Origin of the sequence: Micromonospora sp. WMMD961 (assembly GCF_029626145.1) — a bacterium.
Taxonomy (GTDB): domain Bacteria; phylum Actinomycetota; class Actinomycetes; order Mycobacteriales; family Micromonosporaceae; genus Micromonospora.
This window is the reverse complement of the sequence record NZ_JARUBJ010000002.1, coordinates 12586-27834: the sequence shown is the minus strand read 5'-3', so window position 1 is coordinate 27834 and position 15249 is coordinate 12586. Positions and strand designations below refer to the sequence as shown.

Here is a 15249-nt window from a genome sequence, read left to right as displayed (position 1 = left end):
CGTCGAGCGGGCCGGCCGTGCACCGCGTCGGCGGGCGCTCGGTCAGCCTTCGGGACGGTGCAGCAGGCCCACCGCGACGCCGTGCACCGCGTCCAGGCCCGCCGCGTCGGCCAGCGCCACCGACGTGCCGGTCACCGCGTACCACTCGTCCGCGTCCTTGTACTGCACCCGCAGGGTGACCTTGCCGTCGGCGTACTCGGTGCGCAGGGTCAGGTCGCCGGTGACGACACCGACCTCGTCGGTCATCACCCCGCCGGGGCCGGGCACGATGTCGGAGGTACGGCTCTGCGGGGCGGTCGCACCGCCGGAATCCGCGACCATGCCGGCACCCGGGACAGCGGCGGGAGTCTCGGCGGTGCCGTCCGCGGTCATCCCGGCGGCGGCCGGGCCGCTCTCCTCGTTGGCCGTCACGACTCGTTTCCCACTGTGCAGCCCTCCAGCATGTCGGTCAGTGCAGCCTTCTCGGCGCTGGTCACCGTCAGCCGCCAGTAGTGCTTGACCGTCACCCAACTCTCGGCGTACTTGCACCAGTACTCGCGGTTCGCCGGCTTCCACTGGGACGGGTCCTGGTCACCCTTTGCCCGGTTGGAGGACGCGGAAACCGCGATGAGCTGCGGACGTGTGGTGTCGTTGGCGAAGTCGCCGCGCTTCTGGTCGTCCCACTCGTCGGCGCCCGAGCGCCACGCGTTGGCCAACGGCACCATGTGGTCGATGTCCACGTCGGAAGGATCGGCGGCGCTACGGCCGTCGTACACACTCTCCCAGCGCCCGCCGACCACGTTGCAGCCGGAGAGCTTCACGTCCTTACCGTCGCGCTGGAGGATGCTGTCCCGCACGTCGCAATTCTTGCCGGTGTCCCGCCAGTGCGGGAAGTGGTCTCTGCTGTAGCCCTTCATCGAGCCGGCAGTGGCCACGGTGAGCTGGCCGAGTTGCTGCACGGCGTTGCCGCCGTCGCTCGGCGGCTGAGCGCCCGGCTCGTCCTGCGGGACGCAACCGGCAACGCCGAGCGCCAGCGCCGCGGCGAGCACGGCCACCGCCGCTCGCGGTCCTGATGTGGTACGCACAGACGACACCTCTCCAGCTTGCGGTCTCCCGGCGATTGCGCACAGTACCCGGGCAAGGTTTTGGCATTTCGTGGCGTCTCCCACATGATGCAGGGCACATTGGTGGGATGACCGCACCCGTACCGGCGCCTGCCCTCCGGATGGGCACCGCCGCCGGCCGGGGCACGCTGCTCGCCGCCGTGCTCGCCTCTGGCATGGTCTTCCTCGATACGACTGTCGTCAACGTGGCGCTGCCGAAGCTCGGGCAGGACCTCGGCGCGAACGTGTCCGATCTTCAGTGGACCATCAACGGCTACCTGCTGATGCTGGCGGCGTTCGTGCTGCTCGGCGGTGCCCTCGGGGACCGCTTCGGTCGACGACGCGTCTTCCTGATCGGCGTGGTCTGGTTCACCGTCGCGTCCGTGCTCTGCGGCCTGGCCCAGGGCACCGGTTGGCTGATCGCGGCCCGGTTCCTCCAGGGTGCCGGCGGCGCACTGCTCACGCCCGGATCGCTGTCCGTGCTCCAGGCGAGCTTCCACCCGGACGACCGGGGCCGGGCGATCGGCGCGTGGGCCGGGCTGTCCGGGGTGTCGACCGCGCTCGGCCCGTTCATCGGTGGCTGGCTGATCGACGCGCTCTCCTGGCGCTGGATCTTCTTCCTCAACCTGCCGCTCGCCGTCCTGGTGGTGCTGGCCACGGTGCGCTGGGTGCCGGAGAGCCGGGACGAGAGCGCCTCCCGCACCGCGGGGCCCGGGCGGACCCGACGGCGGTTCGACGTGGCGGGAGCCCTGCTCGGAGCACTCGCGCTCGCCGGCGTCACGTACGCCCTGATCGACGTGCCGGCGCGCGGCTACGACTCGGCGCCGGTACTGATCGCGGCGCTGGTCGGGGTGCTGTCGGCGGTGGCCTTCATCCTGCTCGAACGGCGGCGCGGCGATGCCGCGATGCTCCCCACCGGGCTGTTCTCCAGCCGGCTCTTCTCGGTGCTGAACATCTTCACCGTGGTCGTCTACGCGGCGCTCACCGGCTTCACCTTCTTCTTCGCGGTCTACCTGCAGAACGTGGTCGGGTGGTCGGCCTTCCGCACCGGCATCGCACTCCTGCCGATGACCCTGCTGCTGTTGGTCGGGTCGGCCCGCTCGGGAGCGTTGTCGGCGCGGATCGGCCCCCGGCTGCCGTTGAGCATCGGCCCGGTGGTGGCCGCGGTCGGTCTGTTGCTGCTACGCGGCGTCGGACCGGGCGCGTCGTACTGGACGGATGTGCTGCCCGGGGTGCTGCTCTTCGGTGTCGGGCTGACCCTGGTCGTGGCACCGCTGACCGCGTCGGTGCTGGCCGCCGTGCAGGACCGCTTCTCGGGCGTGGCCAGCGGCTTCAACAACGCCGCGTCCCGGGCCGGTGGCCTGCTCGCGGTGGCGGCGTTGCCGCTGCTGGTCGGCCTCTCCGGCGGCGGGTACGAGCAGAAGGGCGAACTGACCGACGCGTTCCGCGGCGCGATGGAGTGGTGCGCCGGCCTGCTCGTGGCCGGCGCGATCCTGGCCCTCGTGCTGGTCCACCGGCCGCCCCGGGCGGCCCCGCCGTCCCAGCCCTGCCACTCGATGCCCGCCGCGACACCCCCGAAGTAAGGAAGGGCACCTTATTAACGCCCCGCGTTAATAAGGTGCCCTTCCTTACAGCTAATGGTGGGCGCGGTTGACGGCGCTGGTGACCGCCTTGATCGAGGCGGTGACGATGTTGGCGTCGGTACCGACACCCCAGACCGTCCGCCCGTCGACCTCACACTCGACGTACGCGGCGGCCTGCGCGTCCCCACCGGAGGAGAGCGCGTGCTCGTGGTAGTCGAGCACCCGTACGCCCACCCCGACCGTGTGCAGCGCGTTGACGTACGCGTCGATCGGACCGTTGCCGACGGCGGCGAGTGAGCGCTGCTCGGAACCCACGCCGACCTGGGCCTCGATCTCGACCTTGCCGTCCGCCGTGCCGATGGTGTAGCCGGCCAACCGGACCGCCGGGTCGGGCTGGTGGTCGAGCAGGTAGTGCGTCGCGAAGATCTCCCACATGGCGCCCGGGTCGACCTCGCCACCGTCGTGGTCGGTGACCTGCTGCACCACCGCGGAGAATTCGATCTGCAGCCGCCGGGGCAGGTCCAGTTGGTGCTCGCTCTTCATGATGTACGCGACGCCGCCCTTGCCGGACTGCGAGTTGACCCGGATGACCGCCTCGTAGGTGCGGCCCAGGTCCTTCGGGTCGATCGGCAGGTACGGTACGGCCCAGGTGTGCTCGTCCACCGGCACCCCGGCGGCCTTCGCGTCGGCGGTCAGGGCGTCGAAGCCCTTCTTGATGGCGTCCTGGTGGGAGCCGGAGAAGGCGGTGTAGACCAGGTCGCCCGCGTACGGGTGGCGCTCGTGCACCGGCAGCTGGTTGCAGTATTCGACCGCCCGCCGGATCTCGTCGATGTTCGAGAAGTCGATCATCGGGTCGATGCCCTGGGAGAACAGGTTGAGCCCCAGCGTCACCAGGTCCACGTTGCCGGTGCGCTCGCCGTTGCCGAACAGGCAGCCCTCGATGCGGTCCGCACCGGCGAGCAGGCCCAGCTCGGCGGCGGCCACGCCGGTGCCCCGGTCGTTGTGCGGGTGCAGGCTCAGCACCACGCTGTCCCGGCGCGGCAGGTGCCGGTGCATCCACTCGATCGAGTCGGCGTACACGTTCGGGGTGGCCATCTCCACGGTGGCCGGCAGGTTGATGATCAGCGGACGGTCGGGCGTCGGGTCGATCACGTCGATCACCCGGGAGCAGACCTCCAGCGCGTACTCCAGCTCGGTGCCCGTGTACGACTCGGGGGAGTACTCGTAGAAGATGTCGGTGTCCGGGGTGTGGATCTCCGCGTACTTCTGGCAGAGCCGCGCACCGGTGGTGGCGATGTCGGCGATGCCGTCCTTGTCCAGGCCGAAGACCACCCTTCGCTGGAGGGTGGAGGTCGAGTTGTAGAAGTGCACGATGGCCCGCTTCGCGCCGCGCAGCGACTCGAACGTCCGGTCGATCAGGTGCTCCCGGCACTGGGTGAGCACCTGGATGGTGACGTCCTCGGGGATCATGTCCTGTTCGATGAGCTGCCGGACGAAGTCGAAGTCGGTCTGACTGGCCGACGGGAATCCGACCTCGATCTCCTTGTAGCCCATCTGCACCAGCAGTTGGAACATCCGGCGCTTGCGCTCCGGCGACATCGGGTCGATCAGGGCCTGGTTGCCGTCGCGGAGATCCACCGCGCACCACCGTGGGGCCGCGTCGACCTGCCGGGTGGGCCAGGTGCGATCGGGCAGCTTGACCCGGAACTGCTCCTGGTAGGGCTGGTAGCGGTGGTACGGCATCCGGCTCGGGCGTTGCCGAGCGAACGGATTGGACTCGGCGTCGGTGACAGGTTGAGCCATTTCAGAGTGCTCCCTGGAACATGTGGCGTCAGCAGATCGGAAGGTGTCGGCGAGATGCCGGGCGACGATGCGCGGCGGTGCCGAGAGGAGGTTCGGATGTGCTGGACGGCGCGATGCGACTCCGCGACGAGGTGCCGGCCGGTCAGGCCTCGTCGCGGCGGCTAAGGAGGAGAAGCGCCCGCCACATGACCAGGTCACCCTACGTGATGGAACGGGGGGTGGAAAGGTAGGTCCGGACTATGGGATCGACGTCATGGCCGGCTCCGGGGCCTGGCAACCCAGCCTCGGCGTCCGGCCGGCCCAGGCCACCGCGGGCACGATCGCCGCTGCCATCAGCACAAAGATCGCTGCCGTCGGTAACCAACCCCAGCCGCCGGTGGTCACGCCGAGCGCGGTCAACCCCGCCGGGGCGATCAGGTACTGCACCTGCTCGCCGAGCCGCAGCGCCCCGACGTACGCACCGCGTTGGTCGTCCGGCGGAAGGGTGGCGGTGAGCCCCCAGGCGCCCGCCGACTGGATCAGCTCGGCCAGGATCAGCAGCGTCGCGGCGGCCACCAGCACCGCGACGGTGAGCGGGCCCCGGGTGATCCCGGAGATCGGCAGGACCAGGCAGGCCATGGCGATCAGCAGGCCCCCGCGACGGGAGGCCCGCGCCGCGCCCGCGGCGGTGTCGGCGCCCCGGCTGACGCGTACCTGGAGCAGCACGATCAGGACCGTGTTGAGCAGCACCAGAGCGGCGATCACGGTCTTCGGGGCGTCGGTGTGGGTGAGGATCCAGAGCGGCATGACCGTCAGGTAGAGCACCCCGTGCGCGGTGAGCAGCCCGGACAGCAGGGACACCGCCATGAACGGCCGGTCCCGCAGGACGGCGAGCCGACCCATCGGCTCCGCCGGCCGGCTCACCTGCGGCAGCCGGGGCAGTCGCCGCACGAACAGGGCCGTCACCAGGATCACCGCCGCGATGAACCAGACCATCGCGCGGTACGCCTCGATCGTGTCCACCGCCAGCACCAGGCCGCTGATCACCGCACCCAGCCCGAAGCCGACGTTCAACGACGAACGCTGGTACGCCATCGCGGTGACCCGTTCGGCCGGCGGGAGCGCGTTGATCGAGTAGACCTGGCGGGCCACGCCGGTCGACGCGTCCACCGCCGCCAGCGCCACCACCACGGCGAGGAAGCTCGCGAAGCCGCCCACGAACGGGTACGACGCGAAGAGCGCCGCGTCCAGCACCAGCCCGACCACCCAGACCCGCTGTGGCCCGTACCGGTCGGTGAGCCCGCCCAGCGGCACCGTGCCGAGCAGCGACACCCCCGCCGCGACGGACAGGCCCAGCCCGACCTGGGCGGCGCTGAGCCCCAGCGCCCGGGTGAAGAAGACGGCGCTGCCGGCGTGGAACAGGCCACTGCCGACGGCGTAGACCATGGCCTGCACGGCCAGCGCGCGGGTCAACCCGGCCGGCGGTACGACGTTTGCCACAGCGGTACGGATGGTGTCTCTGGCCCCCATGACCGGGAAGTGAACCGGGCCCCCACGACATCGGTCGAGCCTTTTAGGCTGGGCCGAATCCTGCTCCCGGGGGAGGACGCTTGTCCGAGTTGCGGTTCAGCCTCGCCGACGTGGCGGGCGTCCGGCTCGCGGTGTCACCGGTCAACGAGACGGTCATGAGCATGTGGGCGGTGGCCAGTCCGCTGCGCTACCCGGTGCACCTGCCCTGGATCGGCCGGGCCCGGGTGACCCTGAGCCGCCCCGAGATCGCCGCCCGGGTGCGACCGCTGACGGAGTTGACCTGGCGGGGTTGCCCGTTGCCCGACTTCCTCACCCCGGCGGCCCGACCGAACGTGGAGATGGCTGACCAACTCGACCAGATCGCCGCGACGCCGCCGGCCGTGGTGGTCCGGGATCTGCTGTCGACAACCCCGCGCCGTCCGCTGAGCCCGTTCGGGCAGGCGCTGCTCGCCGACCCGCGGGGGCTGCTGCCGCAGCTCGTCGACGCGGTGCGGGTCTGGTACGACGAGGCGATCGCCCCGGACTGGCCACGGATGCGGGCGCTGCTCGACGCGGACGTGGCGTACCGGGCCGCACAGCTCGCCGAGAACGGCGCCGGTCGGTTCTTCGAACAGCTCAACCCGAGCCTGCGCTGGCTCGGTGACCGGGTGGTCAGCGACGACCCGTTCGAGCGGGACTTCGACCTCCGGGGCCGTGGGTTGGCGCTGAACCCGACGGTGTTCACCGAACGGCGGGTGCTGTGGAACCTGCTGGAGGACTCGCTGCCGGCCGCCGCGTACCCGGTCCGGGCGGTCGGAACGCTGTGGGAGGCGACCGGGGCGCCGCCCGGAGACCCGCTGGCTCGGGTGGTCGGCCCCGGCCGCGCCGCGCTGCTGCATCTGCTCGACACGCCGTCGACGACCACCGACCTGGCCCGACTCACCGGGATGTCCGCCGGGAACGTCTCCCAGCACCTGGCCGCGCTGCACGCCGCCGGCCTGACCTCACGGACCCGGCAGGGTCGGCACGTCCTCTACCGCAACACCGACGCCGCGAGAGTCCTGCTCCGGGCCAGTCAGGGTGGGTGATCAGGCGAGCAGCAGGTCGGCGAGCGGGCGGCGGCGGCGCAGGCCGATCTCCCGGGCGCGCAGGTCGGCCGGGAGGGCGAACGGGTCCCCGAGCCGGCCGACGGCGGCGACCACCAGTGGGCGGACGTCGCCGGGCAGGTCGAGTTCGGTGGCGAGGCCGGTCTGGTCGAAGTGGGTGAGCTGGCGCACGTGCAGGCCGAGCGCGGTGGCCTGCAACGTCAGGTGGGCCATCGCCTGACCCAGGTCGTACGCGGCCCGCTCGGCGTCGTCACCGGTGTGCGCGCCGACCACGAGGGTCGCGGCGTGCCGGGCCCAGCACTGGTCGTCGCCCGGGAGGCTGATCATGATCCGCTTCCAGATCTCGTCGTCCCGGTGGCCGATGGCGAACCGCCACGGCTGCCCGTTGTCCGCCGACGGTGCCCAGCGCGCGGCCTCCAGCAGCGAGGTCGCCTCGTCCGTTGTCAGTTCGGCGCTCGGGTCGAAGGCCCGGGGGCTCCAGCGGAAGGCGAGCAGCGGAGTCAGGTCAGCCATGACGGGAATCGTCCTGTATGGGTGATTCGCCGGTCAGGTCGGGTTGGGGAAATGTGGGCAAACGCACCCGTAACGGTATGAAGATCAGGGCGTTCCCGCGCCCGGGCTGTCCGTCGGATCAGGAGTCGGCGGCGCTGCGGTGTCCAGTGGTTCCCGGTCGACCACCACCGGGCCGGCGAGCTGCACGGTGGCCGGAGCCGGGCCGGGCGGGGCGGCCAACCGCAACGTCCCCGACCCGGTCCGGACGCCGGTCGGTGTGCCGTCCCGGTCGTAGCAGTAGATGCCCACGTCCAGCGGGGCGTTCAGCGACGCCGAGGTGGAGTCCACCGAGTAACAGGTGCCGGCCAGGCCCTCGGGCGTCTCGGCCGGGGCCACCGCCAACGGCGCGCGTCGGTCGGTGAGCACGTCCAACCAGTCGGTGAGCGGATGGTGCAGGCGGGGGTCCGACCGGCGCGGGATCGTGTCGTCGCGCTCACCGAGCCGTACGCAGCTCGACGACTCCGGTCTGCCGGCAGACGGCAGAGCGCACTGGAACAGCCCGTCGGGCGTGGCGGCCATCGAGACGTCAACGGTGCCACCCCACGCGCCGCCCGGGACGTCGACCCGCCAACTGCCGTCGTTCGCGCTGGTGAACACGATGGTGCGGTCCGGCTGGCCGGCCCGGCTGTAGACGTACTGCGCCACCATGTGGCGGTCCTGGGCGGCTGCGGCCAGGGCGGCCAGCTCGTCCCGGGCGGCGTCCACCTCGACCGGCCCCGGGCCGGTCGGCGTCGGGGTCGGGGTCGGCGGCGTGCTGGTGCAGGCGACCAGGAGTGTCGGCAGGGCGAGCACGAGCGGCCCGAGCACGCGGCCGGCCGAGCGGATGAGGTCGGGCACCGGCCCATTCTGGTGGCTGCGGGCGATCGGTGGGGGTTGGCAGGTACCAGGCTCGGTCCGGCGTGTCGGACGGGCTCGTGTTTGCGTACCCCCGGAGCTGGTGAGGAGCGGTCCGGCCGCACCCGTGCGGGCCGGATGGTGGGATCACCTGACCCGCCGTCGTTACCCGCCGGATACCCTCAAGGGGTTTGACACGCGCCGCCGGCCCCGGTTCCGGCGGCGTCGGCACGCTCAGGGTCGCTGGGAGGGAGTGCACGTCGTGGCACTCGTGGTGCAGAAGTACGGCGGGTCGTCCGTCGCCAACGCCGAGCGGATCAAGCGGGTGGCCGAGCGCATCGTCGCCGCCCGCAAGGCCGGCGACGACGTGGTGGTGGTGGTCTCCGCGATGGGGGACACCACCGACGAGCTGCTCGACCTGGCCAACCAGGTCAGCCCCCTGCCGCCGGGCCGCGAGCTGGACATGCTGCTCACCGCCGGCGAGCGGATCTCCATGGCGCTGCTCGCCATGGCGATCCACAACCTGGGGTACGAAGCACGCTCGTTCACCGGCTCGCAGGCCGGCGTGATCACCACCTCGGTGCACGGCCGCGCGCGGATCATCGACGTCACGCCAGGGCGGCTCAAGGGCGCGCTCGACGAGGGGTCGGTGGTCATCGTGGCCGGCTTCCAGGGCGTCTCGCAGGACACGAAGGATGTCACCACCCTGGGCCGGGGCGGGTCGGACACCACCGCCGTGGCGCTCGCCGCCGCCCTGCACGCCGACGTCTGCGAGATCTACACCGACGTGGACGGCATCTTCACGGCCGACCCTCGGATCGTGCCCAACGCCCGGCACATCCAGCACATCACCTATGAGGAGACGCTGGAGCTGGCCGCCTGCGGTGCGAAGGTTCTGCACCTACGTAGCGTGGAATACGCCCGCCGGGCGGGGTTGCCGATCCACGTCCGTTCGTCATACTCGACCAACACCGGCACGATGGTCACCGGATCGATGGAGGACCTTTCCGTGGAGCAGGCACTGATCACCGGGGTCGCGCACGACCGCAGCGAAGCCAAGATCACGATTGTCGGGGTGCCCGACGAGCCGGGTGCCGCCGCGCGGATCTTCGACACCGTCGCCGGCGCCGAGATCAACATCGACATGATCGTGCAGAACGTCTCCACCGAGGGCACCGGTCGCACGGACATCTCGTTCACCCTGCCCAAGGCCGACGGCCCGACCGCGATGGCCGCGCTCAGCAAGATCCAGGAGCCGGTCAAGTTCAAGGGCCTGCTCTACGACGACCACGTCGGCAAGGTCTCGCTGATCGGTGCCGGCATGCGTTCGCACCCCGGTGTCGCCGCAGGCTTCTTCGCCGCGCTCGGCGCTGCCGGCGTCAACATCGAGATGATCTCCACCTCCGAGATCCGGGTCTCCGTGGTCTGCCGGGACACCGACCTCGACGCCGCCGTCCGCGCCATCCACGACGCGTTCGAGCTGGGCGGCGACACCGAAGCCGTGGTCTACGCGGGGACGGGTAGGTAGCGCCGATGACGGCGCTGCCCACCCTCGCCGTGGTCGGAGCGACCGGTGCCGTCGGCACCGTGATGTGCGAACTGCTCACCGGACGACGCAACGTCTGGGGTGAGATCCGACTGCTCGCCTCCGAGCGTTCGGTCGGGCGACGGGTGCGCTGCCGAGGCGAGGACCTGGTCGTCCAGGCGCTGACCCCCGAGGCGTTCGACGGGGTCGACGTGGCGATGTTCGACGTGCCCGACGAGGTCTCCGCCGAGTGGGCGCCGATCGCCGTCTCCCGAGGCGCGATCGCCGTCGACAACTCCGGCGCGTTCCGGATGGACCGGGACGTCCCGCTGGTCGTTCCGGAGATCAACCCCGAACAGGTCCGCAACCGACCCCGGGGCATCATCGCCAACGCCAACTGCACCACCCTCGCGATGATCGTCGCGGTCGCGCCGCTGCACCGTGAGTACGGCCTACGGGAGTTGGTGCTCGCCTCCTACCAGGCGGTCTCCGGGGCGGGTAAATCCGGTGTGGACATCCTGCACGACCAGCTCAGCAAGGTCGCCGGTGATCGGGCGCTCGGCTCCCGCACCGGTGACGTCCGGCAGGCGGTCGGCGACGACCTCGGCCCGTTCCCGGCCCCGATCGCGCTCAACGTGGTGCCCTGGGCCGGCTCCCCGGCCGACGCCGGTTGGTCGTCGGAGGAGATGAAGATCCGCAACGAGTCGCGGAAGATCCTCGGCCTGCCCGACCTCAAGGTGTCCGCCACCTGCGTCCGGGTGCCGGTGGTCACCGCGCACTCGGTGGCCGTGCACGCGGTGTTCGCCAGCGAGGTGGACGCCGAAGGCGCCCGGGAGGCGCTGCGCAACGCACCCGGAGTGATCCTGGTCGACGATCCCGCGGCCGGAGAGTTCCCGATGCCGATCGACGCCGTCGGCACCGACCCGTCCTGGGTCGGCCGGATCCGCCGCGCCCTGGACGACCCCCGCGCCCTCGACTTCTTCGTCACCGGCGACAACCTGCGCAAGGGGGCGGCCCTCAACACGGCCCAGATCGCCGAACTCCTCGCCAAGGAGCTCCGCACGTCCTGAGGGCCGGGGTGGTCGCGGTCGATCATGGACTTGTGGTGGGCGTTTTGACCCCGCAAAGGGTGAACGTCCCCACCACAACTCCATGATCGACGGTGGTTGCGGGCGGGGCTAGGCAGCGGACAGGCGTACGCCGTCGCGGCCCTGGCGCTTCACCGCGTAGAGGGCCTGGTCGGCCCTTCGCAGGGTGCGGTCGGGGGTTTCGCCGGGGCGGGGCAGCGCGACGCCCACACTGATCGTGCGGCCGATGCGTCGGGCCGCCTCGGCCAACCGCTCGGCGATCCGGACCGCCTCCTCGGGGCGGCTCACCTCGATCACCGCGACGAACTCGTCGCCGCCGATCCGGTACAGCTCGTCGCCGTGGCGTAGCGCGCCCTCCAACGCCCGGGCCAACCCGACCAGCACCCGGTCGCCGGCCTGGTGGCCGTACGTGTCGTTGACGGTCTTGAAGCCGTCGACGTCGATCGCCAGCAGGGCCGTACGCCCTGGGGTGGCCGTCGCGATCCGCTGCCCGAACGGGCCGGTGTGCCGCAACCCGGTGAGCGGGTCGGAGCTGGCCTGCTCCCGCAGTCGGGCCAGCGTGCGCAGCCGGTCCAGGCTCGTCCAGGCCTGCCCGGCGAGCAGCTCCATCAGGCTGACCGTGGTCGGGTCCGGGCGCAGTGCGCGTTCGTCCGCGACCAGCAGCACCCCACCGACCTCCGGGGGCCCCACCGGAACGGCGACCAGCGTGCGCACCCCGGCCCGGGTCAGCGGACGATAGTCCTCGGTCGGGGGATGGCCCGCCTCGCCCAGCGTGTACCCAGCTCCGTACCGGTGTGCCCGCTCGACCATCCGGTCCAGCGCGGCCGGACCCGACTCGGTCAACTCGGCCCGAATCCGGATCTCCAGATCGCCCGGCGTTGCCGGTGCCGGGCCGAACTGACCCGCCATCAGCAGCACCGCGGTGGAGAGGGCGGAGACCTCACGCGCGGCGCACGCCGCCACGCCCAACACGTCCGCCTCGGTGGGCGCGGTGGAGAGCGCGGCCGCGTGCCGGAGCAGCTTCTCGCTGCGGCTCTCCTCCGGTGGCCCGCCGAGGGCGGCGATCCGCGCACCGAGCCGGTCGGCCACCTGCTGTGCCGTCTCCCGCCACGGCTCCAGCTCGACCGGCTCACCCCACTGCAGGTCGAGGACGCCGATCGGCCGACCCGCCGGGTCCAGCACCGGTACGCACAGCTCGGCCGTCACGTCCGGGCGTACCGGAAGGTAGTCCGGATCGACCGTGACGTCCGGGACGGCCGCGGGGGCGCCGGTGGCGTACACCCGGCCGACGATGCCGGTTCGCGCCGGCACGGTGGCGAAGACCTGCCAGGCCCCGGTCGCCGCGACGCAGCGCAGACGGTCGTGTGTCGCGAGCAGCACGGAGATGGTTGCCGGGGTGTGGCGGGACAGCGCGGTGACCGTCCACCGACAGGCTTCCGGCGTACTCGACGCCATCGGCAGGCGGACGGTGACGTCACGGATGACTCGCTGATGATCCACTCGCACGTCGTTCCAGGTAGGGGAGGAGCCCGGCCGGCGCCGAGCCGCGCGATCAAGCGTACTCACGACTGTGCGAAACCGACCTTATTCGTACGCATGTGCTATCCACAGGCTGTGGACGCGGCCTGTGGGCAGCGGGCACCGCGAACCAGCGCCCGGCGATAGCGTGAGAACCCCGGCGCCGAGGAGACGATCCGTGATCATCGCTCAGCTCAGTGACCCACACCTGACCACCGGCCTGCTCGCCGCCGCACCGGCCGCGGGGCTGGACCGTGCGCTCGGCCGGGTGCTCGCGTTGCGCCCACGACCGGACTGCGTGGTGATCACCGGCGACCTGGTCGACCACGGGCGACCCGACGAGTACGCGGCTCTGCGCGAGCTGATCGGCCGGTTCCCCTTGCCGGTGCACCTGGTCCCCGGCAACCACGACGACCGGGAGTCGCTGCTCGACGCGTTCGGGGGCACCCCCTGGCTCGGCGGCGGCTTCTCTGCCTACTACCACGTCGACCACGAGGCGGCGTCGATAGTGGTGCTCGACTCGCTCATTCCCGGCAGCAGCAGCGGCCAGCTCGGTGCGGAGCAGCTCGGCTGGCTCGACGGGGTGCTGGCCGGTCGGCCCGACACGCCCGCCGTGATCTTCCTGCACCATCCCCCGGTCGCGGTCGGCATCCCCGCGGCCGACACGCTCCGGCTCGCCGACGGTGAGGCGCTGGCCGAGGTGATCGGCCGGCACCGGCACGTCGTCCGGGTCGCCGCTGGGCACCTGCACCGCCCGGTCACCACGGCGTACGGGGGCACCGTGCTCACCGTCGCCCCCAGCACCTGGAAGCAGAGCACGCTCACCATGAGCGCCGACGAGCAGATCGGTTGGGTCGACGAACCGACCGCCTTCCTGCTGCACCTGGTGGAGGCGGGCGGCTGCGTGACGCACACCGTGCAGGTGAGCCATTCCGCCGGCCAGACCTGCGGCTTCTGAGGGCACCCGCCGTGCAGGTCTGGTACGTCGCGTACGGCTCGAACATGCACGCCGCCCGGCTGGGCTGGTACATCGGCGGCGGCTGCCCGCCCGGCGGAATGCGGACGTACCCGGGATGCCGGGACCGACGCCCACCGAGCCGGTCGGTGCCGGTGTCGCTGCCCGGCGGCATCTACTTCGCCGGTGAGTCCGGCGCCTGGACCGGAGGAATGGCCTTCTACGACCCGCACCTGCCGGGGGAGGCCGCCGCCCGCGGCTACCTGGTGACGCTGGAGCAGTTCACCGACATCGCGGCACAGGAGATGTACCGCCCAGCGGGCGAGACCGACGACCTGGCCCGGACGACCGGTGTGGCCATCGAGGCCGCCATCGCCGACGGACGGGCGACGCTCGGCCCCGGACGGTACGAGACGCTGGTCTGCCCGGGCAGTCACAGCGGCGTCCCGATGCTCACCTTCACCGCACCCGAGGGAGCGTCCGGTGTGCGGTGCCGGCCACCCGCGCCGACCTACCTCGGCATGATCGCCCGTGGCCTGCGCGAGTCGCACGGCTGGCCAGCCGAACGAATCGCCGGCTATCTGGCAGTCCGGCCCGGCGTGGCGGACGCCTGGCCACCCGACGCCGTCGCTGCCCTGGTCACCGAGGCCCTGGTCGAGCGCTGACTCCCGCACGCCGGCCCCGGGCGCTGGGCCGCTCCCGCACGCCGGCCCCGGGCGCTGGGCCGCTCCCGCACGCCGGCCCCGGGCGCTGGGCCGCTTCGTCGCGCCGATTTTCCCGGCGTTGAGCTGCTGCCTCTGGCTGGTCCGGGGCGTTGGGCCGCTCCCGCACGCCGGTCAGGCGCGTCGGCCGTCAACCGAGCAGAAATTCACGCAGCGCGGGGGCGAGCGTCGTCGGCGGCACCTCGTGGTTGCCGCCGTCGAGGCTGACGGACCGCCCGCCAGGAACCGCCTCGGCCGCGGCCCGGCTGCCGTCCCGTAGCCACTGTGGACTCCCGGTGCTGTCCACCGCGAGGGTCGGCGCGGTGATCGTCGACAGCCGGTCGGCGGGCAGTCGCCCGCCCGCCGTGATCACCGCGTCGTACGGCAGGGTGTGCGCGATCGCGGTCAGTCCGCCCCACATCGGTTGCGCCCGCATCCCGGCGACTGCCTCGGCCGGCAACCCCACCGACGCGGTGAGGAAAGCCTCTACCGCTCCATCCCGATCGTCGGCCGCGATCAGCTCGATGAGCTGCGCGGTGATGTCCTTCCGGACGCCCACGTGCGAGCCGACCTGAAACGGCGGCTCGAACAGGACCAGACCGGTCACCGGCAGGCCCTGTGCCGTCGCGAGGGCGGCCAGGACCGCGCCGGAGGAAATCCCGTAGAGCGCCGCGGAACCACCGGCCGCCGCGATCACCGCGGCCAGGTCGTCGATCTCCCGGCCGATCTCGTACGGAGCGGTGTCACCACTGTGCCCACGGCCCCGACGGTCGTAGCCGAACACGGTGAAGTCCGGTGCCAACGCCGCCCCGAGCGCGCGTGTCGTGTTGCGGTCGTTGAACGCGCCGCCGACCAGGACGAGCGCAGGCCCAGCCCCGGACCGTTCGAACGCGATGGGGGTGCCGTCCGCCGATCGCACCTGCTCCACCGTCGGTGTCGTTGCACTCACGATGCCGTCTCCGTCCGTGTCGATTCTCCCGTCCTTTCTAGACCCCGGATCTGACGTTGTCCGGC

General features: G+C 71.7%; 14 protein-coding genes. 6 read left to right on the top strand and 8 right to left on the bottom strand.

Features of this window, described 5'->3' with window-relative positions; translation table 11 throughout:
* Window positions 1-42: 42 nt before the first annotated feature.
* Together O7614_RS00200 and O7614_RS00195 are read right to left on the bottom strand one after the other, a co-directional pair.
* Window positions 43-432, bottom strand: a complete 390-nt coding sequence (locus tag O7614_RS00200; RefSeq protein WP_278142089.1) for a hypothetical protein — start codon at window positions 430-432, stop codon at window positions 43-45.
* Window positions 408-1064, bottom strand: a complete 657-nt coding sequence (locus tag O7614_RS00195; protein WP_278136491.1) for an HNH endonuclease family protein — start codon at window positions 1062-1064, stop codon at window positions 408-410. Before O7614_RS00195 ends, O7614_RS00200 begins: the two co-directional genes overlap by 25 nt.
* A gap of 107 nt (window positions 1065-1171) precedes the next feature.
* Between O7614_RS00195 and O7614_RS00190 the strand changes: the two genes are divergently transcribed.
* On the top strand, window positions 1172-2665 hold the full coding sequence (locus O7614_RS00190) for an MFS transporter (RefSeq protein WP_278136490.1): 1494 nt from the start codon (window positions 1172-1174) through the stop codon (window positions 2663-2665).
* Between the two features lie 51 nt (window positions 2666-2716).
* Here O7614_RS00190 and leuA read toward each other — a convergent pair whose 3' ends face one another.
* A complete protein-coding gene (gene leuA / locus O7614_RS00185; protein WP_278136489.1) occupies window positions 2717-4468 on the bottom strand; it encodes a 2-isopropylmalate synthase in 1752 nt (583 codons plus the stop codon).
* A gap of 237 nt (window positions 4469-4705) precedes the next feature.
* Window positions 4706-5977 (bottom strand): MFS transporter, encoded by a 1272-nt coding sequence (locus O7614_RS00180; RefSeq protein WP_278136488.1) that lies wholly within the window; start codon window positions 5975-5977, stop codon window positions 4706-4708.
* 80 nt (window positions 5978-6057) lie between these two features.
* On the opposite strand from O7614_RS00180, the gene O7614_RS00175 reads away from it, so the two are divergent.
* Entirely contained in the window at window positions 6058-7044 is a 987-nt protein-coding gene (locus O7614_RS00175) for an ArsR family transcriptional regulator (RefSeq protein WP_278136487.1), read from the top strand.
* Here O7614_RS00175 and O7614_RS00170 read toward each other — a convergent pair whose 3' ends face one another.
* Together O7614_RS00170 and O7614_RS00165 are read right to left on the bottom strand one after the other, a co-directional pair.
* Window positions 7045-7575: a nitroreductase family protein gene (locus O7614_RS00170; protein ID WP_278136486.1), complete on the bottom strand. Its 531-nt coding sequence runs from the start codon at window positions 7573-7575 to the stop codon at window positions 7045-7047.
* Window positions 7576-7659: 84 nt separating this feature from the next.
* A complete protein-coding gene (locus O7614_RS00165; protein ID WP_278136485.1) occupies window positions 7660-8451 on the bottom strand; it encodes a hypothetical protein in 792 nt (263 codons plus the stop codon).
* 259 nt (window positions 8452-8710) lie between these two features.
* On the opposite strand from O7614_RS00165, the gene O7614_RS00160 reads away from it, so the two are divergent.
* Together O7614_RS00160 and O7614_RS00155 are read left to right on the top strand one after the other, a co-directional pair.
* Window positions 8711-9976 carry an aspartate kinase gene (locus tag O7614_RS00160; protein WP_088987236.1) on the top strand — a complete coding sequence of 422 codons (1266 nt, stop codon included), beginning with the start codon at window positions 8711-8713 and terminating at the stop codon, window positions 9974-9976.
* A 5-nt stretch (window positions 9977-9981) separates the two neighbouring features.
* A complete protein-coding gene (locus tag O7614_RS00155) occupies window positions 9982-11043 on the top strand; it encodes an aspartate-semialdehyde dehydrogenase (protein WP_278136484.1) in 1062 nt (353 codons plus the stop codon).
* A 108-nt stretch (window positions 11044-11151) separates the two neighbouring features.
* Here the strand turns inward: O7614_RS00155 and O7614_RS00150 are convergent, their stop codons facing one another.
* Window positions 11152-12561, bottom strand: coding sequence for a sensor domain-containing diguanylate cyclase (locus tag O7614_RS00150; protein WP_278136483.1), 1410 nt, complete (start codon window positions 12559-12561; stop codon window positions 11152-11154).
* A gap of 196 nt (window positions 12562-12757) precedes the next feature.
* Here O7614_RS00150 and O7614_RS00145 point away from each other — a divergent pair, with 196 nt between their 5' ends.
* Window positions 12758-13537 carry a phosphodiesterase gene (locus O7614_RS00145; RefSeq protein ID WP_278136482.1) on the top strand — a complete coding sequence of 260 codons (780 nt, stop codon included), beginning with the start codon at window positions 12758-12760 and terminating at the stop codon, window positions 13535-13537.
* A gap of 11 nt (window positions 13538-13548) precedes the next feature.
* A complete protein-coding gene (locus O7614_RS00140) occupies window positions 13549-14199 on the top strand; it encodes a histone deacetylase (RefSeq protein WP_278136481.1) in 651 nt (216 codons plus the stop codon).
* A gap of 187 nt (window positions 14200-14386) precedes the next feature.
* On the opposite strand, the gene O7614_RS00135 is transcribed toward O7614_RS00140, so the two are convergent.
* Entirely contained in the window at window positions 14387-15184 is a 798-nt protein-coding gene (locus O7614_RS00135) for an alpha/beta fold hydrolase (protein WP_278136480.1), read from the bottom strand.
* Window positions 15185-15249 lie beyond the last annotated feature (65 nt).